Here is a 23736-nt window from a genome sequence, read left to right as displayed (position 1 = left end):
CGAAACTGGGTAGAATACGTGCAGGCACCCGATAGTGCCGGCAATGGAGACTGGAATGAAAGTACTGGTGGTTGACGATGATGTCGTTTCGCGCATGGTATTGATGCACCTGATCGACAGCTGCGGCGTACACGATATCGTGGAAGCCGAGGATGGCGCGGCTGCCTGGGAACAGCTCGAAGGCGGGCTGCGTCCGGCGCTGTGCTTCTGCGACTTGCGCATGCCGCGCCTGTCGGGCATGGAACTGCTGCAAAAAATCCGCTCCGACAGCGCGCTCGATGCCATGCCGCTGGTGCTGGTGTCGTCGGCCAACGACCAGGACACCGTGCGCGACGCCGTGCAGGCGGGCGCCGCCGGCTACATCGTCAAGCCTTTCCAGCCGGAGCAGGTGCGCCAGCATATCGATGCCTGTTTCGATACGGATGTCCTGCCAGCCGAGGCGCCGCTGGCGACGGTGCAGCGCCTGGCCATCGACCATGAACGCCTGCTGGCCTACCTGACCGGCTTCCAGGGCCAGATCGGCGCCGCCGGCGCGCAGGTGGAGGCCTTGCTGGCAAGCGGCGAACCGGTACAGGCGCGCCAGCAGCTCGAACGCCTGCACCTGGGCTGCCGCACCCTGGGCTTGCATGGGGCGGCCGAAGCGATGGCGGCCCTGCTGCAGGCGGCGGTGCTCGATGGCGCGCAGCTGCCGCTGGTCCTGGCGCTGCTGGCGCGCAGCGCCGCGCAGCAGGCGCACTTGCTGCGCCAGCAGGATGGCGCCGCCGGCTAGCGCATCCCCGCGTTTTCTGCTTGCCGGAAAAATACTTTAGGTTTAAAGTATCTGCTTCCGGGGGCATTGCCATGCGCCCGCCACCAGCCAGGATGAGCATGAGCAGCGACCCTTCGCCTACCACCGCCACGCCCCAGGACGACTTTGCGCGCGCCCACCTGCCGCCACGCGCGCTGTGGCCAGAGCTGTGTTTTGACTTGCCGCAGCTGCGCTATCCGCCGCGCCTGAACTGCGTCGCCGCGCTGCTCGATGCGGCCGTCGCCGGCGATGGCGGCGCGCGCATCGCCATCCACGCGGACGGCCAGCGCTGGAGCTACGCCCGGCTGCAGCAGCAGGTGGACCGCATCGCCCATGTGCTGCGGGCCGACCTGGGCCTGATCCCCGGCAATCGCGTGCTGCTGCGCGGCGCGAACACGCCGATGATGGCCGCCTGCCTGCTGGCCGTGCTGAAGGCCGGCTGCATCGCCGTGCCCACCATGCCGCTGCTGCGCGCGCGCGAACTGTCCACCATCCTGGCCAAGGCCGAAGTGAACGCCGTGCTGTGCGCGCAGGGCTTGCGCGGCGAACTCGATGCCGTGCCTGGCCTGCCGCCCATGCTGTGTTTTGGCGGCGACGGCGCGGAACTGGAGCGGCGCATGGCGGCCCATGCCGCGCCATTCACGGCGCACGACACGGCGGCCGACGACGTCTGCCTGATCAGTTTTACGTCGGGCACGACGGGCGTTCCCAAAGGCACCATGCACATGCACCGCGACCTGCTGGCCATCTGCGACTGTTTTCCCCGTTCCATGCTGCAGGTGCGCCCCAACGATATCTTCATCGGCACGCCGCCGCTGGCGTTTACCTTCGGCCTGGGCGGCTTGCTGCTGTTCCCCTTGCGCTTCGGCGCGTCCGCCGTGCTGCTGGAAAAGCTCACGCCGGAAAGCCTGCTGCGCGCCATCGATACCTACGCCGCCAGCATCTGCTTCACGGCGCCGACCTTTTACCGCCAGATGGCGCCGCTGGCCGCGCAGCACGATTTGCGCAGCCTGCGCCTGTCCGTGTCGGCCGGCGAAGCGCTGCCGCTGGCCACGCGCGACGCCTGGCAGGCGGCCACCGGCCTGGCCATGACAGACGGCATCGGCGCTACCGAAATGCTGCACATTTTCATTGCCGCCACGGGCGAGGGCATCCGCCGCGGCGCCATCGGCAAGGCCATACCCGGCTACCAGGCCTGCATCGTCGATGACGCGGGCGAACCGCAGCGGCCCGGCGTGACGGGCCGCCTGGCCGTGAAAGGCCCCACCGGCTGCCGCTACCTGGCCGACCCGCGCCAGGGCGATTACGTCGTCAATGGCTGGAATCTGACGGGCGACACCTTCGAGATGGATGCCGACGGCTATTTCTATTACCGCTCGCGCAGCGACGACATGATCGTCTCGGCCGGCTACAACATCGCCGGCCCGGAAGTGGAAGAGGCGCTGCTGCGCCATCCGGCCGTGGCCGAATGCGGCGTGGTCGGGCGCGCCGATGCGGAGCGCGGCCAGATCGTCGAGGCGCACGTGGTGCTCAAGGATGGCCAGACGGCCAGCGACGCGCTGGCGGCCGAACTGCAGGACTTCGTGCGCCAGCAGATCGCACCCTACAAATATCCGCGCGCCATCCGCTTCCTGCCGGCCCTGCCGCGCACGGAGACGGGCAAGCTGCAGCGTTTCAAACTTCGCACGGACACCCCATGAATATAGTCTGCATCGGCGGCGGTCCCGCCGGCCTGTATTTCAGCCTGCTCATGAAAAAGCAGCACCCGGATCACCGCATCACCGTCATCGAACGCAACCGCCCCTACGACACATTTGGCTGGGGCGTGGTGTTTTCCGACCAGACCCTGGGCAACCTGGCGAATGCCGACGAGCCGACGGCGCGCGCCATCCTGCAGGCGTTCAACCACTGGGACGATATCGAGATCCGCTTCAAGGGCCAGACCGTGCGCTCTGGCGGCCATGGTTTTTGCGGCATCGGCCGCAAGCGCCTGCTCAACATCCTGCAGGCGCGCTGCGAGGAACTTGGCGTGGAACTCGTCTTCGAGACGGAAGTGCAGGACGACCAGGCCATCGCGCGCCAGTACGGCGCCGACCTGGTGATCGCCAGCGATGGCTTGAACAGCCGTATCCGCACGCGCTATGCGGCCAGCTACCAGCCCGAGGTCGAGCAGCGCCATTGCCGCTTCGTCTGGCTGGGCACGCGCAAGAAATTCGAGGCGTTTACGTTTGCCTTCCGCCAGACGCCATTCGGCTGGTTCCAGGCGCATATCTACCAGTATGACGGCGACACTTCGACCTTCATCGTCGAAACGCCCGAACACGTGTGGCGCGCGGCGGGGCTGGACGCCATGAGCCAGGAAGAGGGCATCGCCTTTTGCGAGGCGCTGTTCGCCGAGGAACTCGAGGGCCAGGGTTTGCTGAGCAATTCGCCGCACTTGCGCGGCTCGGCCCAGTGGATCACCTTTCCGCGCATCGTCTGCCGCCAGTGGGTGCATGTGCACGACGGCGTGCCTGTCGTGCTGATGGGCGACGCGGCGCACACGGCGCACTACTCGATCGGCTCGGGCACCAAGCTGGCGCTGGAAGACGCGATCGAACTGGCGCGCTGTTTCGGCCAGCATGCGGCGGTTGGTGCGGCGCTGGCCGCCTACCAGCAGGCGCGCGCCGTCGAGGTGCTGAAAATCCAGAGCGCGGCGCGCAATTCCATGGAATGGTTTGAAAACGTCGAGCGCTACAGCGCCATGGAAGCGCCGCAGTTTGCCTATTCCATGCTCACGCGCAGCCAGCGCATCTCGCATGAAAACCTGCGCCTGCGCGACCCTGCCTATGTGGCCGACTATGAGAACTGGCTGGCGCGGCGCGCCGCCGAACAGGCTGGCGTGGCAGTGCCGGACGGTCCCTTGCCGCCCATGTTCACGCCGTTCAAATTACGCGGCGTGCTGCTGAAGAACCGCATCGCCGTCTCGCCGATGGCGCAGTACAGCGCCGTCGATGGCGTGGCCGGCGACTACCATTTGATGCACCTGGGCGCCCGCGCCATGGGCGGCGCGGGCCTGGTGTTTGCCGAAATGACGTGCGTGTCGGCCGAGGCGCGCATCACGCCCGCCTGCCCCGGCATGTACAGCGAGGCGCACACGCAGGCATGGCGACGCATCGTCGATTTCGTGCATGCCAACAGCGACGCGAAGATCGCCCTGCAGCTGGGCCACGCGGGGGCGAAAGGCTCGACGCGCCCGATGTGGGACGGCATCGACCTGCCTTTGAAGGAAGGCAACTGGCCGCTGGTCTCGGCCTCGGAGCAGCAGTATTTGCCGGGCGTGTCGCAAACCGCGCGCGCGGCGACCGACAGCGACCTGGCGCGCATCGAGCAGGACTTCGTGCGCGCCACCCTGGCCGCCGCCGTCGCCGGTTTCGACTGGCTGGAACTGCATTGCGCACACGGCTATCTGCTGTCGAGTTTTATCTCGCCGCTGACCAACCGCCGCACCGACGAATTCGGCGGCAGCCTGGAAAACCGCTGCCGTTATCCGCTGCGCGTGTTGCGCGCCATGCGCGCGGCCTGGCCGCAGGATAAACCCATGAGCGTGCGCATCTCGGCGCATGACTGGGTCGACGGCGGCATCACGCCCGACGACGCCGTCGTCATCGCGCGCCTGTTCAAGCAGGCCGGCGCGGACCTGATCGACTGCTCCTCGGGCCAGGTCAGCAAGCTGGAACAACCCGTGTACGGACGCATGTTCCAGGCGCCGTTCGCCGACCGCGTGCGCAACGAGGCGGGCATCGCCAGCATGGCTGTCGGTTCCATTTTCGAGGCCGACCACGCCAACAGCATCATCGCCGCCGGGCGCGCCGACCTGTGCGCCGTGGGCCGGCCGCACCTGGCCAACCCGGCCTGGACCCTGACGGAAGCGGCGCGCATCGGCTATGCCGGCGCTGGCGCGGCCTGGCCGAAGCAGTACCGGCCTGGCCAGCAGCAGCTCGAGCGCAATCTGCAGCGTGAACGCCAGCTGGCCGCCGCCAGCACGGGACTGACCCCGCAACAGGTGGCCGCGCGGCTGCTGGAAGGATGAGATGAAGACGCAAGAATTAATCGACAGGCATGCGCTGGTGACGGGCGCCGGCAGCGGCATCGGCCTGGCCTGCGCGCGCACCTTGCTGGGCGCTGGCGCCCGGGTCACCCTGGCCGGGCGCGATGCTGCGCGCCTGGCGCGCACGTGTATCGCCCTGGAAGAGGCGGGCCACGCGGGCAGGGTCGCCATCTGCGTGCTCGACGTGGCCGTGGAAGCGTCCGTGCAGGCCGGTTTCGCGCAGGCCGCCGCGCATTTCGGCCGCATCGATATTCTCGTCAATAACGCGGGACAGGCGCATGCGGCGCCGTTCGGCAAGACGGATGCGGCCATCTGGCAGCAGATGCTGGGCGTGAACCTGACGGGGGTGTTCCACTGCTGCCAGGCGGCCATGCCGGGCATGCTGGAAGCAGGCTGGGGGCGCATCGTCAACGTGGCCTCGACGGCCGGCTTGAAAGGCTACCGCTATGTCAGCGCGTATGTCGCCGCCAAGCATGGCGTGATCGGCCTGACGCGCGCATTGGCGCTGGAAGTGGCGCCGCGCGGCGTCACCGTCAACGCCGTCTGCCCCGGCTATACGGAAACGGAAATGGTGGCGCAGGCCGTGCAGAATATCGTGCGCAAGACGGGGCGCGGCGAAGACGCGGCGCGCGCGGAACTGGCCGCCGCCAATCCGCAGCAGCGGCTGGTGCAGCCGCAGGAAGTGGCCGATGCGGTGGCGTGGCTCTGCCTGCCCGCGTCGGCCGCCATGAATGGACAATCGATCGCCGTCGCCGGCGGCGAAGTCATGTAGCTAACTGAATCAGGTAACGACGGAAAATCATGGATAAAGACAGCGCGAATGCGCAGGAAGAACCGGTGCTGGACCTGGCCAGCCGGCTCACGCAAGACCATCACCAGTCGCTCAAGCTGTGGCTGCGCATGCTTTCGTGCACCGTCAAAATTGAAAACGAGGTGCGCACGCGCCTGCGCGCCAGCTTTGGCATCACCTTGCCGCGCTTCGATCTGATGGCGCAGCTCGAGCGCTTTCCCGACGGCTTGCGCATGGGCGAACTGTCCCGCCGCATGATGGTCACGGGCGGCAATATCACGGGCATCACCGACCAGCTGGAGCAGGAAAAGCTGGTGGTGCGCGTGGTCGACCCGAAGGACCGCCGCTCGTACAGCGTCAAGCTGACCGCGGCCGGGCGGCGCGCGTTCGACGAGATGGCCAAGGTGCACGAAGGCTGGATCGCGGAACTGCTGCAAGGCGTGACGCCGGACGACAAGACGCAATTGATCGAGCTGCTGTCGCAGATGAAACAGCACTTGAATGAACACGATCGTGACACCATCGATAAATAAAGGAAGCACCATGCGCCATCTCCCCGGCCAGCCGCAAGACCTGCCTGGCAACCGCGCCAGCTTGGGTCATTACGCGGCGCGGCATTTCCAGTTTTCCGTCGACGCAGGCGTCGCCACATTGACCTTGCACCGGCCCGAGCGCAAGAATCCGCTGACCTTTGATTCGTATGCGGAATTGCGCGACCTGTTCCGCGCGCTGGCGCATGCGGACGATGTCAAGGCGCTCGTCATCACCGGCAGCGGCGGCAATTTCTGCTCGGGCGGCGACGTGCACGAGATCATCGGACCGCTGACGCAGCTCGACATGCCCGGACTGCTGGCCTTTACGCGCATGACGGGCGACGTGGTGAAAGCCATGCGCGCCTGCCCGCAGCCGATCATCGCCGCCATCGACGGCATTTGCGCGGGGGCCGGCGCCATGCTGGCGCTGGCCTCCGACATCCGCATCGGCACGCCGCGCAGCAAGACGGCCTTTTTGTTTACCCGCGTGGGCCTGGCCGGCTGCGACATGGGCGCCTGCGCCCTGCTGCCGCGCGTGATCGGCCAGGGCCGCGCCGCCGAACTGCTGTACACGGGCCGTTCGCTGGGCGGACCGGAAGCCGAACGCTGGGGCTTTCTGAATCGCCTGGTCGAGCCGGAAGAACTGGCCGAAGCGGCGGCAACCTTCGCCGCCGGCCTGGCCTGCGGCCCCACGTTCGCGCACGGCATGACCAAGAAAATGCTGCAGCAGGAGTGGAACATGGGCGTCGACGAAGCCATCGAGGCGGAAGCCCAGGCGCAGGCCATCTGCATGGCCACCAATGATTTTCATCGCGCCTACCACGCCTTTGTGGCGAAAGACACACCACAGTTCGAGGGCAACTAGCATGCGTGATACCAGCTATCTGGACTGGCCGTTTTTCGACGCGCGGCACGCGCAGCTTGAGTCCGCATTCGATGCCTGGGCGACGCGGCACCTGGACGGCGCGCACGGCAGCGATGTCGATGCGGCTTGCCGCGCGCTGGTGGCGCTGCTGGGGCAGGGTGGCTGGCTGGCGCATGCCGCCAGCGCCGATGGCCGGATCGACACGCGCGCCATTTGCCTGATCCGCGAAACCCTGGCGCGCCACGACGGCCTGGCCGATTTCGCCTTCGCCATGCAGGGCCTGGGCTCGGGCGCCATCGGCCTGTTCGGCAGCGCGGAGAACAAGGCGCGCTACCTGCCGGACGTGGCCAGCGGCAGGCGCATCGCCGCCTTCGCCCTGTCCGAGCCGCAGGCCGGCTCCGACGTGGCGGCCATGCAGTGCGCGGCGCGCCTGGACGGCGACGCGTATGTGCTCGATGGCGAAAAGACGTGGATATCGAACGGCGGCATCGCCGACTTTTACGTGGTCTTCGCGCGCACGGGCGAGGCGCCGGGCGCGCGCGGCATCAGCGCCTTCATCGTCGACGCCGACAATCCCGGCCTGGAGATCGCCGAGCGCATCGCCGTCATCGCGCCGCATCCGCTGGCGCGCCTGCGTTTCAATCACTGCCGCGTGCCCGTCACGCAGCGCCTGGGCGAGGCGGGGCAGGGCTTCAAGGTGGCGATGGCGACCCTGGACGTGTTCCGCACCTCGGTGGCTGCCGCCGCCCTGGGCTTCGCGCGCCGCGCGTTTGACGAGGCGCTGCGCCACGCCACGGCGCGCCAGATGTTTGGCCAGACCCTGGCCGATTTTCAATTGACGCAGGCCAAACTGGCGCAGATGGCCACCGGCATCGATGCCTGCGCGCTGCTCACCTACCGCGCCGCCTGGCAGCGCGACCAGGGCCGCAAGGTGACGAAGGAAGCGGCCATGGCCAAGCTGACGGCGACGGAAACGGCGCAGCAGGTGATCGACGCGGCCGTGCAGCTGTTCGGCGGCATGGGCGTGGTCAGCGACCACCCGGTCGAACGCCTGTACCGGGAAATCCGCGCCTTGCGCATCTATGAAGGCGCCAGCGAGGTGCAGCAGCTGATCATCGCGCGCGAAGTGCTGCGCGAGGCGGGCCACGCATGAACCGCATGAACAACGAGGAGAACACGATGCAAGTGCTGCAACCAGCGGGATGGGCGCGGCCGCGCGGCTATGCGAACGGTGTGGCCGCCAGCGGGCGCACGGTCTATGTCAGCGGCATGATCGGCTGGGATGCGCAGGGCGAGTTTCATACGGACGACTTCGCGGGGCAGGTGCGCCAGGCGCTGCTGAACATTGTTGCCGTGCTGGCCGAGGCGGGCGCCTTGCCCGAGCACATCGTGCGCATGACCTGGTACGTGCTGGACAAGAAAGAGTATGTGGCGGCGTATCCACAAATCGGCCTGGCGTACAAGGAAATCATCGGCAAGCACTACCCGTCCATGACGGCGGTGCAGGTGGCCGGGCTGATCGAGGACAGAGCAAGAGTGGAGATCGAAGTGACTGCTGTATTGCCGGATTGAATTCTTTTTTATCAATATTGCACTTTTTGCGATAAAATAAGGAATGTAAAAACATTATCTGTTATGTTATATTTAGCAACCGGAAAATACACCGGTTCCAAATACTGACAGTCGAGGTAGCAGATGCAAAACAAATTCAGAACGGCAAGTGTCTTCCTGCTGGCGGTGGCTGGCGCGGGTTTCTGCTTGAGTGCACAGGCCGCCTCCGGGCCATCGCTGCTGTCTCCTGCCTACCAGGGACAGCTGGAATCCTGGCTGGGCGAGGGGAGCTTGAAGCTCGATGCGATCTATACCAAGTCGGCAGGCGATACGTCGCTTGATTTTCACAAGGCATCCGACGGCAAGGGCCGTACATTTTCCGTCATGGAAGCGAGCAATGCGGCGGGGCAGACCTGGCTGGTCGGCGGCTACAATCCGCAAAGCTGGAGTTCCACCGATGGCATGCACGTGACCATGGCGGACAGCGACCGCACGGCCTTCCTGTTCAATCTGACCAGCGGCTTCATGCTGCCGCAATTGAAGCAGTATTTCAGCGGCGACGGTGTGGGCAAGGACCAGACCTTCAACAGCGCCAATGCTGGCCCGACCTTTGGCGTCGGCCATGACCTTTACGTCCCCGAGGACCTGACCAACGGCGGTTCTTCCTACCTGTATACCTATAACCGCTACGGCCAGCCGGCGACGGGCTACAGCCTGCTGGACGGTTCTGTCTGGCAAGGCGCCAACATCACCTACGGCGCCATCCAGGTATTCAGCATCAGCGCCATCCCCGAACCGGCCACCTATGCGCTGCTGCTGGCGGGATTGGGCGTGCTGGGCGTGGCCCGCCGCCGCAAGCGCGCGCTGGCCTGACGCATTGCCGCCTGGCACGCGCTTCGCTTGCCACGCTGTCAATGGCGTGCGCTTGTCTGTATAATGCCGCTGCGCGTGTCGCCATCGTACAATGGATAGTACAAGGTCCTCCTAAGACTTAAATGCAGGTTCGATTCCTGCTGGCGACACCACATTCCCACGCAACGCGCGCCGGTGGCCTGAGTTCATGCTGGCCGCAATGTACTGGTGGTGCCGAGTTGTCGGTACAATGCGTGCTTCATTCATCCAATCGGCAGCTGTTTGGCGCACCACGCGGTGTGCAGGGAACGGCGCCCGAACACCTTTACTCATTATGGCTGTCATTTCTCTTTCATCGGCGCAACTTGCGTTCGGTCACGTCGCGCTGCTCGATCACGCGGAATTTTCACTGGAAACCTCGGAGCGGGTCGGCTTGATCGGCCGCAACGGCACGGGTAAATCCTCCTTGCTGAAAGTCATTTCGGGCAAGTTCAAGCTCGACGATGGCTTGCTGGTCATGCAGCAAGGCATCAAGATCGCCTACGTGGAGCAGGAGCCGCAATTCGACCCGGAAATGTCCGTGTTCGATGCCGTCGCCTCCGGCATGGGCGAATCGCAGGCGTGGCTGAAGGAATACGATGCGCTGACGGGCCAGTTTGGCCAGGGCAATGACGACGAACTGATGGAACGCATGCACGACATCCAGGTCAAACTGGACGCGGCCGATGCGTGGAGCTTGCCGAACAAGGTTGAAACCGTACTCGACCGCTTGAACCTGACGGGCGACATGGCCATGAAAACCCTGTCCGGCGGTATGCAAAAGCGCGTGGCGTTGGCGCGCGCGCTGGTCTCGGCGCCTGACGTGCTGCTGCTCGATGAGCCGACCAACCATCTGGACTTCAGCTCCATCCTGTGGCTGGAAGGCTTGTTGCGCGACTTCAAGGGTAGCGTACTGTTCATTACCCATGACCGCTCCTTCCTCGACAATGTTGCCACGCGCATCATCGAACTGGACCGTGGCCGCCTGCTGTCGTATCCGGGCAACTTCACGGCCTACCAGGTGCGCAAGGCCGAACAGCTGGAAATCGAGGAAGTGGAAAACGCCAAGTTCGACAAATTCCTGGCGCAGGAAGAAGTGTGGATACGCAAGGGCGTCAAGGCCCGCCGCGTGCGCGACGAAGGCCGCGTGCGCCGCCTGGAAGCGCTGCGCCTGACGCGCAATGCGCGCCGCGAGCAGCAGGGGCAGGTCAAGCTCGATGTGTCGGCCGGCGAACGCTCGGGCAAGATCGTGGCGGACCTGGAAAACGTCTCGAAGATCTACGGCGACAAAGTCATCGTCAAGGACTTCAGCGCCACCATCCTGCGCGGCGACAAGGTCGGCCTGATCGGCGCCAACGGCGCCGGCAAGACCACCTTGCTGAAAATGATCCTCGGCGAAGAGCAGTCGGACACGGGCACCATCCGCCTGGGCACGAAATTGCAGGTGGCGTACTTCGACCAGATGCGCACGCAGCTGAACGAAGAAGCGAACCTGATGGAAACCATCGCGCCGGGCAGCGACTGGGTCGAGATCAACGGCCAGCGCCGTCACGTGATGACCTACCTGAACGACTTCCTGTTCGCGCCGGAACGCGCGCGTTCGCCCGTCAAGTCGCTGTCCGGTGGCGAGCGCAACCGTTTGCTGCTGGCGCGCCTGTTCGCCAAGCCGGCCAACGTGCTGGTGCTCGATGAGCCGACCAATGACTTGGATATCGATACCCTGGAACTGCTGGAAGAGTTGCTGGAAGAGTACACCGGCACCGTGTTCCTCGTCAGCCATGACCGTACCTTCCTCGACAACGTCGTCACGCAAGTGATCGTCGCCGAAGGCGAGGGCAAGTGGCGCGAATTCGTCGGCGGCTACACGGACTGGGAGCGCGTGCGCACCTTGCCGATCGCCACGGCGCCGGCCAGCAAGCCGGCCGTCAAGGTCGAAGCGGCCGCCCCTGTTGCCAAGCAGAAAAAGCTCAGCTACAAGGAACAGCGCGAACTGGAAGAGTTGCCGAAACTGATCGCCAAGCTGGAAGACGAGCAGTCGGTGCTGGCGGCCGAACTGTCGCATCCGGACTTCTACAAGAAGACGCCGGCCGAAGGCAAGCGCCTGAACGCCCGCGTGGCCGAGATCGAAGGCGAGCTGCTGGAAGCGCTGGAAAAGTGGGAACAGATCGAGGCGCGCGCGAACGCTTGATAGTTTTCCCCCTCTCCTGTTGTAATTAAGTTAGGATTACTTGCCACGGCAACGGTCCGGCTTGATATAATTATATAATTATATTTTTTACATCGGGGGATGCATGTTTGTTATGAAAAACACGCGATCCGGGCCTGTGCGTCCGGCGCGTAGGCCTGTCCCGGGCGCGCCGCACGATGTTTGACCGCGCCGCCTTGCCCCGGGTAGCGCCATTCCTGGCCTACCTCTCCTTCATTTTTATTGCCGACATGCTGGGCCGCGCCGGCTTTGCCGCGCAGGAACTGCGCTGGCTGTACGCCGTCAAGATCGGCGTCGTGCTGGCCATGCTGTTGTATTGGCGCCGCAGTTATACGGAATTGCGCTGGACCCCGATGGGTGCGCGCACCCTGGCCGTGGCGCTGATCACGGGGATTGTTGTTTTTTTGCTGTGGATCAACCTCAGCGCCGGCTGGATGACGATCGGCAGCGCCGACGGCTTCGACCCGCGCAATGATGGCCAGATCGAATGGAGCCTGGTGCTGCTGCGCATCGCCGGCGCGGCGCTGGTGGTGCCCGTGATGGAAGAGCTGTTCTGGCGCTCCTTCCTGCTGCGCTGGATCGATGCGCCCAATTTCCTCGCCTTCCAGCCGCGCCTGGCCAGTGCCAAGGCGCTGGTCATCAGCGTGGTGCTGTTTGGCTTTGAGCACAATCTGTGGCTCGCCGGCATCGTTGCAGGGGCCGCCTATAGCCTGCTGTACATGCGTAGCCAGAACCTGTGGTCGCCCATCCTCGCGCATGGCGTGACGAATGGCGTGCTGGGCATCTGGATTGTTTCCGGTGGACACTGGACTTACTGGTAATATTGCCAATCAACTGTTTGCTCTCTCAAAGACAATGCCCATGTTGAATTTTTCGCGTAAGAATACCCCCGCCGTAGCCCTCGCCCGCGCGCGCCGCGCCAGCCTGCGCCTGCGGCACCTGCCCGCCGCGCTGCTGTTGCTCGGTGGGGCGGCGGCCAGCCAGTCCGCCTTCGCCGCCTTCAACGACACGATTTCACCGTTCATCGCCACCTCGTATTCGTATGACGACAACCTGTTCCGTCTCGATGACAACGCACCCGGCTTCCAGGGCCAGCGCTCGGATACGTCGCGGCAGGTGCAGGCCGGTTTCCTGTTCAACCGTCCCATCGGGCGGCAGATCCTGACGGGGCAGGCGAAATGGTCGCGCGTGTATTTCGACCATTTCGACGAACTCGATTACAGCGGCAAGGATTACCTGGCCGACCTGGAATGGCATATCGCCAACCACCTGGAAGGCCACGTGGGCGCCAGCTATTCGCAAACCCTGACGCCGTTCAGCGACGTGCGCAGCACCGACCGCAATCTGCGCGTGCTGCACCGCGAGTATGCGAATGGCGGCTGGCGCTTCCACCCCAGCTGGCGCGTGCGCGGCGGTTTCACGCGCGAGCGCTATACCTATGATTCCGTGGCCCTGCGCTACGCCGACCGCACGGAAAATGCCACCGAGCTGGGACTCGACTATCTGCCATCGACGGACAGCCGCATCGGCCTGCAGCTGCGCCACCTGAAAGGCAGCTATCCCTACCGCAACAATATCGCCGGCCTGGGGCTGGACACGGGCTATGAGCAGGACGAGGTGAAGGCGAATATCTACTGGCGCTTCAGCGGCATCACCCAGGTGCAGCTGCTGGGCGGCTGGGTCAAGCGCAAGAACCAGCTGTTCGCGGGCCGCGATTCGAGCGGCGCGAATGGCCGTTTGACGGTGTACTGGGCGCCGCTGGGCAAGGTGCGTTTCACGGGCAGCGTCTGGCATGAATTTGCCGCCGTGGAAAGTTCGCTGATTACCAGCAGCCTGAACAATGGCGCCAGTCTGGGCGCCACCTGGGATGCCACCGCGAAAATCCGCGTCGATGCGCTGCTGCGCCGCGAAAAGCGCGACTTCTCGGAAGTGAGCGGGCTCAACCTGCCGGGCGACGTCAGCGACACGACGCGCACCGCCTCGCTGGGCCTCACCTATAATATCCGGCCGAACATCCAGCTGGGCCTGAGCGCCTTCCGCGATTCGCGTACGGGTGCGCCCATTATCAATACAGGCAGCTACCGGGCCAAAGGTGTTTCATTCAATGCCAGTGCGCAGTTCTGAAGAGTCCCATGACGGTTAATGATATTCCCCTGATTTCCTTTTTCCAGCGTGTCCTCGATCCGCTCATCATCATGGGCACGCTGTACCTGCTGTCGGTGCTGGGCGGCACGCCCTTTACCGGCTATTCGCTGGTGCTGATGATACTGGCGTTCTTCATCTCGTCGTCCGTGTTCCAGTATGTCGACCCCTACCGTACCTGGCGCAGCGGGCGCATGCTCGCGTATGCGCGCGACGTGCTCGTTGGCTGGACGGTGACGGTGCTGATCCTGGTCTTCCTGGGCTCGGCGACGGGCCTGGCTTTTCATTTTGACCGCGACCTGGTGCTGGGCTGGTTCCTGCTGACGCCGTTCGTGCTGCTGGCCAGCCACCTGGCGGCACGCCGCCTGATCGCCGATCCTGGGCGCGGCAGCGAGGTGCGTTCGGTGGTGATCATCGGCGCCAATGACGCCAGCCTGAAGTTCGCCGCCACGGTGGAGCGCAATCCCAACCTGTTCATGCAGGTGTGCGGCTTCTTCGATGACCGCACCGATGACCGCTGGCCGGAAAAAATGCGCGAACCCATGCTGGGACGCATGGCCGATATTGCCGCCTATGTGCGCACCCACAATATCAAGATGATATTCATCAGCCAGCCCATTTCCGCGCAGCCGCGCATCCGCAAGATGCTCGACGAATTGCAGGATACGACGGCTTCCGTGTATTTCTTGCCAGATATTTACATCTTTGACCTGATGCAGGCGCGCTTCGACAGCGTGGGCGGCATGCCCGTGATCGCCATCCGCGAGTCGCCATTTACGGGCTTTAACAGCATGGTCAAGCGGGGCAGCGATATCGTGCTGGGCTTGCTGATCCAGATCATGCTGCTGCCCGTGATGCTGGTCATCGCCATCGCCGTCAAGGCCACCTCCAAGGGGCCGGTGATTTTCCGCCAGCGCCGCTACGGCTTGTATGGCGAGGAAATCATCGTCTATAAATTCCGCTCGATGACTGTCAGCGAGGATGGCGCCGTGGTGACGCAGGCCACCAAGAACGACCAGCGCGTCACGCGCATCGGCGGCTTCCTGCGCCGCAGTTCGCTCGATGAATTGCCGCAGTTTATCAACGTGCTGCAAGGGCGCATGAGCATTGTCGGACCACGCCCGCATGCCGTGGCGCACAATGAGCAGTACCGCAAGCTGATCAAGGGTTACATGCTGCGCCACAAGGTCAAGCCGGGCATCACGGGATGGGCGCAGGTGAATGGCTTGCGCGGCGAAACGGAAACCCTCGACAAGATGGAGGCGCGCATCCATTTCGACCTCGATTACCTGCGCAACTGGTCGCTCTGGCTGGATTTGTGGATCATCTTGCGTACAGTCAAGGTCGTGCTGAAACGCGACAATGCACACTAGGCGCCACACTCGCAACACTCGGGTGAATGTTTTACTTGTCGGCCAGAGATAAGCGATAAAATGAGGCATGCCGGGCGCGCCCCGCGAATCGCCGCAAGGCTGCGCGCAGGCAGTGTGCCCGTCATCCAGACAACATGACAATAGCGACGCCTGGCAAAGCCGGCGCGGGCGGATGTGCGTTGTGCCGGGGAAGCGCTGCTGTGTTTGTGCACGGCGAGCATCGCCGGGCGCAAAGCGCCACGCGCGGCAGGTTTTGAGCGGTGTTTCAAATGCTTGCTTGCCGCCCTGCGGCCTATTGCTTCGATAGTCACACGGCAAGAGCCGGCCGCCGGCGCCATGCCGCGGCAGTTGGCAGTTCCAGAGAAAACAGCGGGGAAAAACAGCGTTGGCCAGCGTGCGGCAACAGTCGTTTTTTCCGTGTAATATGTTTTTTTTGAAACAATTTTCCTCTGGGAATAGTTGTATTTATGGATATTTAATGATATTTTAAGCAAATATTTCTGTTAGTACTATGCATCCAGCGGTAGTTTATTTATAATATTGCAATGATGTTGTCATTTTACGCAGTGAAACGCCGCCGGATTGGTGGCCTTTCACTGTGCTGGTGGCGGAATGGCATGGCCTCCGTCTGGCAATTTCCCAATCCCCAAGGAGTAATTTTGAAGCATTTCGATATGGCAAGACTGACGGTCCCTCAACTTGGCGTGCCCAGGCGCGTGCTGTGGGCCAGTGCCTTTCTCGTCATTGCAGCTGGCATGTCGGCATGCGGCGGGAGCAAGGAAAAGAAAGCCGGCCAGACCCTGGCCAGCGTGAATGGCGAAGAAATCACGGTGCTGCAGCTCAATGAAGAGCTGCAGCGCGCCAACGTGCAGGCCAGTCAGCAAGAGGCTGCCAGCAAGCAGTTGCTCGAATCGCTGATCGACCGCCAGCTGCTGCAAAGCGAAGCGGCGAAAGAAAAGCTCGACCGCGAGCCGAAGGTGGTGCAAGCCATCGAACGGGCCAAGTCGCTGATCATCGCCCAGGCCTACATGCAAAAGCGCGTCGGCACGATCGCCCGCCCGACCAAGGCCGAAGTGGAAAAATACTTCACCAGCAACCCGCAATTTTTCTCGCAGCGCAAGCAATTCGACATGCGCGAACTGATCATTGCCACGGCCGACATGAATGACGAGCTGAAGGCGGCCATGGACAGCGCCAAGTCGCTCGAAGACGTGGCGGCATGGCTGGACGCGCACAAGGTCAAGTTTGGCCGTGCCCAGCTGTCGCGCACCAGCGCCGACCTGGCGCCCGAACTGACGGGCAAACTGCTGAGCATGCCGAAAGGCCAGTTGTTCATTATCCGCGAAGGCGACCGCACCTTGCTGATCTCGCTGGCCGACGTCAAGGACAGCCCTGTCACCCTGGAAGTGGCGGCGCCGCAGATTGAACAGTTCTTGTACAACAAGAAGAGCAAGGAGGCGGCCGATGCGGAACTGGCGCGCCTGCGTGCGGCAGCCAAAATCGAGTACCTGAACAAGAGCGTCACGGGCAAGGATGCCAGCGCCGCCGCCTCGGCCTCCGCTGCCGCGCCAGCGCCTGCCGCTGCCGTGACGCCGGTCGCGCCAGTGGTGGTCGCGCCAGCCGTGCCTGCCTCGGCGCCGACGACCTCAAGCGAAGCCAATGACCGCGGCGTTGCCGGTCTGAAGTAAAGCGTGGGCAAGACCATTTTCAACTGAAGCATATCAATAGAATTGGGTACTAACATGAAACGACTCGCTCTCTGGATCATGGCCGCTGTCCTGGCTTGCAGTGCTGGCTTCGCGTCCGCCGCTGATGTCTTGCTGGGGCCCGGCGACGTGCTGAAATTGTCCGTCTACGGCAGTCCCGACCTGGGACTGGAAACGCGCGTCAGCGAGGCCGGTGAAATCACCTTCCCCCTGATCGGCGCGGTGGCCGTGGGCGGCCTGTCCGTGGCCGCGGCGGAAAAGAAGATCGGCGGCCTGCTGGAAGGCGGCGGTTTCATCCGCAAAGCCCAGGTCAACATCATCGTGTCCGCGCTGCAAAGCCAGCAGGTCTCGGTACTGGGCCAGGTCAACCGTCCCGGACGCTATCCGCTGGAAGGGCGCCGCAGCATGCTTGACGTGCTGGCCATGGCGGGCGGCCTGAGCGCCGATGGCGGCGACAGCGTGAGCCTGATCCGCAAGCGCAACGGCAAGACCACCAAGGAAAGCGTCGATATCGTCGACATGGTGCGTAGCGCCGACCTGAACCGCGACTATGACATGGCCGGCAACGACGTCATCTATGTCGAACGCGCGCCGCGCTTTTATATCTACGGCGAAGTGCAGCGTCCGGGCGCCTTCCGCCTCGAGCGCTCCATGACGGTGCTGCAAGCGCTGTCCGTGGGCGGCGGTCTGACGCAGCGCGGCACCGAACGCGGCGTGCGCATCAAGCGCCGCGACGAGGCGGGCAAGCTGGAAATCATTTCGGCCAAGCACGACGACCTGCTGCAAGTGGACGACGTCGTGTATGTGCAGGAAAGCCTGTTCTAACACCATGGCCAGCGGCATTCACCGGCTAGCCAGTATTTCTTTTTTTTACGGCATGGGAATCAATTCATGAGCTTTTCACAATTTTTATTGATCCTACGGGCGCGCCGCTGGATTTTGCTGCTGACCTTGCTGGTCACCGTCTCGGTGACCGTGGTCGTCAGCCTGTTGCTGCCCAAGACCTACAAGGCCACCAGCTCGCTGCTGCTCAACTACAAGGGCGTCGATCCGGTGACGGGGCTGACGATGCCGGGGCAGCTGTTGCCTGGCTACATGGCCACGCAGATCGATATCATCAGCAGCAAGAACGTGGCCCTGCATGTGGTTGATTCACTGCGCCTGGCCGACAGTCCTGCCGTCGTGGCGCAGTTCAACGAAGCGACGGAAGGCAAGGGCACCGTGCGCGACTGGCTGGCCGACCTGCTGCTGGCCAAGCTGGAAATCGTGCCATCGCGCGAAAGCAGCGTGGTCGACATCAGCTTCAAGGGTGCCGATCCGCAATTCGTGGCGGCCGTGGCGAATGCCTTCGCCGACGAATACCAGAAAATCAATATCCAGCTGAAGGTCGATCCCATGAAGAAGGCATCCGCCTACTTCAGCGACCAGATCAAGCTGCTGCGCGACAACGTGGAAGTGGCGCAAAGCCGCCTCTCCAAGTACCAGCAGGAGCACGGCATCGTCAGCATCGACAACCGCCTCGACGTGGAATCGAACCGCCTGAACGACCTGTCGGCGCAGCTGGTGGGCGCGCAGGGACAGGCGATGGAAGCGACATCGCGCCAGCGCATGGCACAGGGCAGCAATGCCACCGAGTCGCCTGACGTGGCGGCCAATCCCCTGATCCAGAGCCTGAAAGTGAACCTGGGCAGCGCGGAATCGAAGTTTGCCGAAGTGTCGCAGCGCCTGAGCGTGAACCATCCGCAATACCAGAGCGCCAAGGCCGAAGTCGACAAGCTGCGCGCCGATCTGCAGGCACAGCTGCGCATCGCCTCTAACAGCGTGGGCAACAATGCGCAGATCATGCAGCAGCGCGAAGGCGCGATCCGCGCCGCGCTGGCCGAGCAAAAGACCAAGGTGCTGGAACTGAACCGCACGCGCGATGAAATGGGCGTGCTGGCGAAGGACGTGGAAAGCGCGCAGCGCGCCTTCGACGTGGCCTCGCAGCGTTTCTCGCAAACCAAGATCGAAGGACAGTCGGACCAGTCGGACATCTCCGTATTGAACCCTGCCGTGCCGCCGATCAAGCCGGCCGGCCCGCGCATCATGGTCAATACCGTGCTGGCTATCTTCCTGGGCGGCATGCTGGGCCTGGCCTTCAGCGTGCTGGCCGAGATGCTGAACCGCCGCGTGCGTTCCGAAGGCGACTTGCAGGATGTGCTGCAAGTGCCGGTGCTGGGCGTGATCAACTGGAATCCGCCGGCGAAAAAACGCAGCAGCTTCCTGAATGCACTGACTTTCCGCCGTTTGCGGGCCAACTAATCGATGGATACTCCCATGAACCACCCAGCGCTGAGCAATACCATACGTCCACAGGCCCGCGGCGGCGATTCCAGCATCGGTGGCTTGCTGTTGGAATCGGGCAAGATCACCCCTGAAAATGCCGAGCGCGTGCTGCGCATGCAAAAGGAACTGGGCATCCGCTTCGGCGAAGCGGCTCAGCGCCTGGGCCTGATCACGGAAGCGGACATCCAGCAAGTGCTGGCGCGCCAGTTCGACTATCCGTATCTGCAGCAGGGGCAGGGCAAGTATTCGCCGCGCCTGCTGGCTGCCTACCAGCCTTTCAGCCCGCAAGTCGAAGTGCTGCGCGCCATCCGCAGCCAGCTGATGCTGCGCTGGTTCGCGCGCGGCCGCAAATCCCTGGTGATCATGGGCGTCGACAGCGGCGACGGCGCCAGCCTGTTCGCGGCCAACCTGGCCGTGGTGTTTTCGCAATTGGGCGAGCACACCCTGCTCGTCGATGCGAACCTGCGCGCGCCCACGCAGCACCAGGTCTTCGACCTGAAGAACAAGCAGGGCCTGTCCGATGTGCTGGCCGGACGCGCCGACCTCGACGCCATCGCCAAGCTCGATGAATTTGTCGACCTGCATATCCTGGAAGCGGGCACCTTGCCGCCGAATCCGCAGGAGTTGCTCAGCCGTTCAGCGTTTACGGAATTGAATGCGCGCCTGGAAAGCCATTTCGACGTGGTGCTGTACGACGTGGCCTCGTTTACCACCGGTTCCGATGCCATGGCCATCGCCGCGCGCGCCGGCGGCGTGCTGCTCGTCACGCGCCGCAACGCGACGCTGGTGGGCGACCTCAATGCCGCCAGCGAACAACTGGCGCAGGTGGGTGCCGAAGTCGTCGGTTCCGTCATGGTCGAATTCTGATGACTGGCCTGACTGCCTCTGCGGCGTTACCGCGCATCAAGGCGCTGGCGCCCGAATGGCTGCCGCTGGCCATCGGTTTCCTGTGCATGTACGCGCCGACGTTCTATGGCCTGTTTCATGGCGCGTGGGCAACCGAAGAGCAGGCCCATGGTCCCATCATCCTGGTACTGTCCCTGTGGCTGGCTGCGCGCCGCTGGAAGGAATTGCCACCGGCTGCCGGCAGTGCCATGGGCTGGCCCGTCTTCATCGTCTCGCTGCTGCTGTACATTCTGGGCCGCTCGCAGCAGATCGTGTCGTTCGAGATCCTGGCGTTCATCCTGACCCTGGCCGCCTTGCTGCTGCTCAAGCGCGGCCCTGGCGCCCTGCGCACGCTGTGGTTTCCCTTCTTTTTCATGTTGTTCATGGTGCCGCTGCCCGGTTCCGTCGTCAGTGCCCTGACGATGCCGATGAAGCAGGCCGTGTCCTACGTCACGGAACACGTGCTGTACTGGGCCGGCTATCCGATCGCGCGTACCGGCGTCATCCTGCAGATCGGCCAGTACCAGCTGCTGGTGGCCGATGCCTGCGCCGGCCTGCAGACCCTGCTGACGCTTGAATCGCTGGGCCTGTTTTACCTCAACGTGGTACGCCATACCTCGGCCTTCCGCAATGTCGGCCTGGCCCTGCTGATCGTGCCGATTTCCTTCACGGCCAACGTCATCCGCGTGTGCGTGCTGTCGCTCATCACCTATTATTATGGCGACGCGGCGGGGCAGGGCTTCCTGCATGGCTTTGCCGGCATGGTGTTGTTTATCAGCGCGCTGATACTGATTATCGGCGTCGATTCGCTGCTGCAATGGCTGTCTGGCATGCGCCAGCGCAGGGCGGCAAAGACGCAGGGAGCAGGCGCATGAAACGAGCAATACTGAGCAGCATCATCCTGGGCGTGCTGATGGCGGCCTCGGCAGGGACGGCGAAATTGCTCACGCCGACGCATTTCCTGGCCGACAAGCGCCCGCCGGTCGAGCTGAAGGCGCTGGTGCCGACGCAGTTCGGTGCCTGGCGCGAAGAGACGCAAGGCCACGCGAACGTGATCAATCCCAGCACGGAAGACGCGCTCAAGGCGATTTACACGCAGACCCTGTCGCGCACCTATATCAATAACGAAGGCTACCGGGTGATGCTGTCGATCGCCTACGGCGCCAACCAGAGCGACGGCATGCAGCTGCACTATCCGGAAGTGTGTTATCCGGCGCAGGGCTTCGAGCTGACGGGCAAGCAGGATGGCGTGCTGGCCACGCCGCAGGGCGATATCAAGGTCAAGCGCCTGCAGACGAATCTGTCGCGCGAACGCTACGAGCCGGTGACCTACTGGAGCACCGTGGGCGACGTGGTGGTGCGCAGCGGGAATGAAAAGAAAATGGCGGAGATGCGCTATCGCCTGGCCGGCGACATTCCGGACGGCTTGCTGTTCCGCGTGTCGTCGCTCGACACCGATACGCAGCGCTCGTTTGCCATGCAGGAAGATTTTGTCAATGCCATGGTGAAGGCGCTGCCGGAAAATAGCCGGCGCCGCTTGATGGGCTTTGCCAATTAAGCGTGGCACTTGGGGCGCCGTTGCCGGCGCCGGTGGAGCTGCTTTGCCAGCGTGTAGTCAGGGAGGAATGGTTGTCGAATATTACGGGTTTACGGCGGTTGGCAGATAAAGGCAGGAAAATTTGGTCGCGGCTCAGGGAGCCGGTGCGCTCCATGCGCGACCTGGGCCTGGGCGCCCGGGCCGGTTTTCGCGGCGCCCGCAAGAGTGCAGCCTATCAGGCCGCTTACGAGATGCCGCAGCCGTTGGTGACCATCTGCGTGGCCACCTATAACCGCGGCGTGCTGCTGACGCAGCGCTGCCTGCCGTCGCTGCTGGCGCAGGATTATCCGCACCTGCAGATCGTGGTGGTGGGCGATTGCTGCACCGATGACACGGCCGAACGCGTGGCGGCGCTGAACGATCCGCGCATCGAGTTCGTCAACCTGACCGAGCGGGGCGTGTATCCGACGGAGCCGCGCCAGCGCTGGATGGTGGCCGGCACCCTGGCCCTGAACCATGCCTTGTCGCTGGCGCGCGGCCAGTTCGTCACGCACCTCGACGACGATGACGAGCACGCGCCGGAGCGCATCAGCAAACTGCTGGCGCTGGCGCGCAGCACGCGCGCCGACATCATCTGGCATCCCTTCGATTATGAACGGGTGCCCGATGAGTGGCACGTGAACCAGGCGCCGCATTTTGCGGTGAACAATGTATCGACCTCGTCCGTGTTCTACCACCGCTGGCTGGCCTCGATACCCTGGGATATCACGGCCTGGCGCTATGCGGAGCCGGGCGACTGGAACCGTTTTCGCAAGATCCGCTACCTCGGCGTGCGCGCCGTGCGTGCGCCCGACCGCTTGCTGAAACATTATCGCGAGCGCAACCAGAAGGCCTAGCCACCGTACGCCCTATATAATTGTTGCCATTATGAAAAAAATCTTCGTTACCGAACCGTCCCTGCCGCCGCTTGATGAATTCATGCCCTATCTGCAAAAGATCTGGGACAGCAAATGGCTGACCAATGCCGGCCCCTTCCACCAGGAACTGGAGCGTGAACTGGCCGAGTACCTGGGCGTCAAGCACCTGGCCCTGTTTACCAATGCGACCATCGCGCTGGTGACGGCGCTGCAGGCGCTGCGCATTTCAGGCGAGGTCATCACCACGCCATACTCGTTCGTGGCCACCGCCCATTCCCTGCTGTGGAATGGCATCAAGCCCGTGTTTGTCGACATCGATCCGCATTCCTTCAACCTGGACGCGGCGAAGATCGAGGCGGCCATCACGCCGCAGACGACGGCGATTTTCCCCGTGCACGTGTATGGCACGCCATGCAACGTGGAAGAGATCGAGCGCATCGCCGACACCTATGGCCTGAAGGTCATTTATGACGCTGCGCATGCGTTCGGTGTGCGCCACAAGGGCACCAGCGTGCTCAATTACGGCGACTTGTCGGTGCTGAGTTTCCATGCCACCAAGGTCTTCAATACCTTCGAGGGCGGCGCCATCATCTGTCCCGATGCCAAGACCAAGCAGCGCATCGACCACCTGAAAAACTTTGGCATCGTCGATGAAACGACCGTCGTCGCGCCCGGCATCAATGGCAAGATGAATGAAGTGCAGGCGGCATTCGGCCTGCTGCAGCTCAAGCACGTTGACCAGGCGCTGGCGCGCCGCGCGCAGATCGCCGCCCGCTACCGCGACAACCTGGCCACGGTGCCCGGCATTACGGTACCGGCCGTGAACGATCCCGCGCAGCTGAACAACTCCTACTTCCCCGTCTTCGTGGAAGCGGATTTCCCGCTGCAGCGCGATGCCCTGTATGCCTATCTGCAGACGCAAAACATCATGACGCGCCGCTATTTCTATCCACTGATCAGCGAATTCCCCATGTACCGCGGCTTGCCGTCGGCTGGCCGGCATTTGCTGCCGGTGGCCCACCATGTGGCGGACCGGGTGCTGTGCCTGCCGATCTACCCGGATTTGCCGCTGGAGCAAGTGGACCGTATCTGCGATATTTTGCGTAATTTGCCCGTGCAGTAAATCGCGCCAGCGGAA

Annotated in this window: 21 protein-coding genes and 1 tRNA gene; all 22 read left to right on the top strand. The window is 63.6% G+C overall.

Annotated elements, in window-relative coordinates:
- Positions 1-55: 55 nt before the first annotated feature.
- The 22 genes from ACQ4WR_RS07040 (at position 56) to ACQ4WR_RS06935 (ending at position 23721) form a co-directional block, all read left to right on the top strand.
- Positions 56-769, top strand: a complete 714-nt coding sequence (locus tag ACQ4WR_RS07040; protein WP_102295810.1) for a response regulator — start codon at positions 56-58, stop codon at positions 767-769.
- Positions 770-867: 98 nt separating this feature from the next.
- On the top strand, positions 868-2487 hold the full coding sequence (locus tag ACQ4WR_RS07035) for an AMP-binding protein (RefSeq protein WP_436486250.1): 1620 nt from the start codon (positions 868-870) through the stop codon (positions 2485-2487).
- Positions 2484-4859 (top strand): bifunctional salicylyl-CoA 5-hydroxylase/oxidoreductase, encoded by a 2376-nt coding sequence (locus tag ACQ4WR_RS07030; protein ID WP_436486248.1) that lies wholly within the window; start codon positions 2484-2486, stop codon positions 4857-4859. The genes ACQ4WR_RS07035 and ACQ4WR_RS07030 overlap by 4 nt, the downstream gene beginning before the upstream one ends.
- A gap of 1 nt (position 4860) precedes the next feature.
- Positions 4861-5649, top strand: a complete 789-nt coding sequence (locus ACQ4WR_RS07025) for an SDR family NAD(P)-dependent oxidoreductase (protein WP_436486247.1) — start codon at positions 4861-4863, stop codon at positions 5647-5649.
- A gap of 29 nt (positions 5650-5678) precedes the next feature.
- Entirely contained in the window at positions 5679-6200 is a 522-nt protein-coding gene (locus ACQ4WR_RS07020; protein WP_436486245.1) for a MarR family winged helix-turn-helix transcriptional regulator, read from the top strand.
- Between the two features lie 10 nt (positions 6201-6210).
- Positions 6211-7065, top strand: coding sequence for an enoyl-CoA hydratase family protein (locus ACQ4WR_RS07015; protein WP_436486243.1), 855 nt, complete (start codon positions 6211-6213; stop codon positions 7063-7065).
- Position 7066: 1 nt separating this feature from the next.
- Positions 7067-8218, top strand: coding sequence for an acyl-CoA dehydrogenase family protein (locus tag ACQ4WR_RS07010; RefSeq protein WP_436486241.1), 1152 nt, complete (start codon positions 7067-7069; stop codon positions 8216-8218).
- A gap of 26 nt (positions 8219-8244) precedes the next feature.
- Positions 8245-8637, top strand: a complete 393-nt coding sequence (locus ACQ4WR_RS07005) for a RidA family protein (protein ID WP_436486782.1) — start codon at positions 8245-8247, stop codon at positions 8635-8637.
- A 123-nt stretch (positions 8638-8760) separates the two neighbouring features.
- Positions 8761-9489, top strand: coding sequence for a PEP_CTERM-anchored TLD domain-containing protein (locus tag ACQ4WR_RS07000; RefSeq protein WP_436486239.1), 729 nt, complete (start codon positions 8761-8763; stop codon positions 9487-9489).
- A gap of 77 nt (positions 9490-9566) precedes the next feature.
- Positions 9567-9641 (top strand) — tRNA-Arg (locus ACQ4WR_RS06995).
- A 161-nt stretch (positions 9642-9802) separates the two neighbouring features.
- The gene (locus ACQ4WR_RS06990; RefSeq protein WP_102295799.1) at positions 9803-11695 is read left to right on the top strand and encodes an ATP-binding cassette domain-containing protein; all 1893 of its coding nucleotides are present in this window, start codon (positions 9803-9805) and stop codon (positions 11693-11695) included.
- 176 nt (positions 11696-11871) lie between these two features.
- Entirely contained in the window at positions 11872-12534 is a 663-nt protein-coding gene (locus ACQ4WR_RS06985) for a CAAX prenyl protease-related protein (protein WP_102295798.1), read from the top strand.
- A gap of 40 nt (positions 12535-12574) precedes the next feature.
- The gene (gene epsL, locus ACQ4WR_RS06980) at positions 12575-13837 is read left to right on the top strand and encodes an XrtB/PEP-CTERM-associated polysaccharide biosynthesis outer membrane protein EpsL (protein ID WP_102295796.1); all 1263 of its coding nucleotides are present in this window, start codon (positions 12575-12577) and stop codon (positions 13835-13837) included.
- 8 nt (positions 13838-13845) lie between these two features.
- The gene (locus ACQ4WR_RS06975; protein WP_102295795.1) at positions 13846-15228 is read left to right on the top strand and encodes an undecaprenyl-phosphate glucose phosphotransferase; all 1383 of its coding nucleotides are present in this window, start codon (positions 13846-13848) and stop codon (positions 15226-15228) included.
- 674 nt (positions 15229-15902) lie between these two features.
- Positions 15903-16916 carry an EpsD family peptidyl-prolyl cis-trans isomerase gene (locus tag ACQ4WR_RS06970; protein WP_436486236.1) on the top strand — a complete coding sequence of 338 codons (1014 nt, stop codon included), beginning with the start codon at positions 15903-15905 and terminating at the stop codon, positions 16914-16916.
- Between the two features lie 54 nt (positions 16917-16970).
- Positions 16971-17759, top strand: coding sequence for a polysaccharide export protein EpsE (gene epsE / locus ACQ4WR_RS06965; RefSeq protein WP_436486234.1), 789 nt, complete (start codon positions 16971-16973; stop codon positions 17757-17759).
- Positions 17760-17825: 66 nt separating this feature from the next.
- Entirely contained in the window at positions 17826-19235 is a 1410-nt protein-coding gene (gene epsF, locus ACQ4WR_RS06960) for a chain length determinant protein EpsF (RefSeq protein ID WP_436486232.1), read from the top strand.
- A 15-nt stretch (positions 19236-19250) separates the two neighbouring features.
- Positions 19251-20126 carry a chain length determinant protein tyrosine kinase EpsG gene (gene epsG, locus ACQ4WR_RS06955; RefSeq protein ID WP_436486230.1) on the top strand — a complete coding sequence of 292 codons (876 nt, stop codon included), beginning with the start codon at positions 19251-19253 and terminating at the stop codon, positions 20124-20126.
- Complete coding sequence (gene xrtB / locus ACQ4WR_RS06950) at positions 20126-21019, top strand: exosortase B (RefSeq protein WP_436486228.1); 894 nt, start codon at positions 20126-20128, stop codon at positions 21017-21019. The genes epsG and xrtB overlap by 1 nt, the downstream gene beginning before the upstream one ends.
- Positions 21016-21702, top strand: coding sequence for an exosortase-associated protein EpsI, B-type (gene epsI, locus ACQ4WR_RS06945; RefSeq protein ID WP_436486226.1), 687 nt, complete (start codon positions 21016-21018; stop codon positions 21700-21702). The genes xrtB and epsI overlap by 4 nt, the downstream gene beginning before the upstream one ends.
- A gap of 152 nt (positions 21703-21854) precedes the next feature.
- Positions 21855-22577, top strand: coding sequence for a glycosyltransferase family 2 protein (locus ACQ4WR_RS06940; protein ID WP_436486224.1), 723 nt, complete (start codon positions 21855-21857; stop codon positions 22575-22577).
- A 31-nt stretch (positions 22578-22608) separates the two neighbouring features.
- A complete protein-coding gene (locus tag ACQ4WR_RS06935) occupies positions 22609-23721 on the top strand; it encodes a DegT/DnrJ/EryC1/StrS family aminotransferase (RefSeq protein WP_436486223.1) in 1113 nt (370 codons plus the stop codon).
- Positions 23722-23736: the final 15 nt, after the last annotated feature.

Origin of the sequence: Janthinobacterium amylolyticum (assembly GCF_051380655.1) — a bacterium.
Classification (GTDB): domain Bacteria; phylum Pseudomonadota; class Gammaproteobacteria; order Burkholderiales; family Burkholderiaceae_D; genus Janthinobacterium.
Note: the sequence above shows the minus strand (reverse complement) of the source record. Positions and strands in the feature narration are given on the sequence as shown.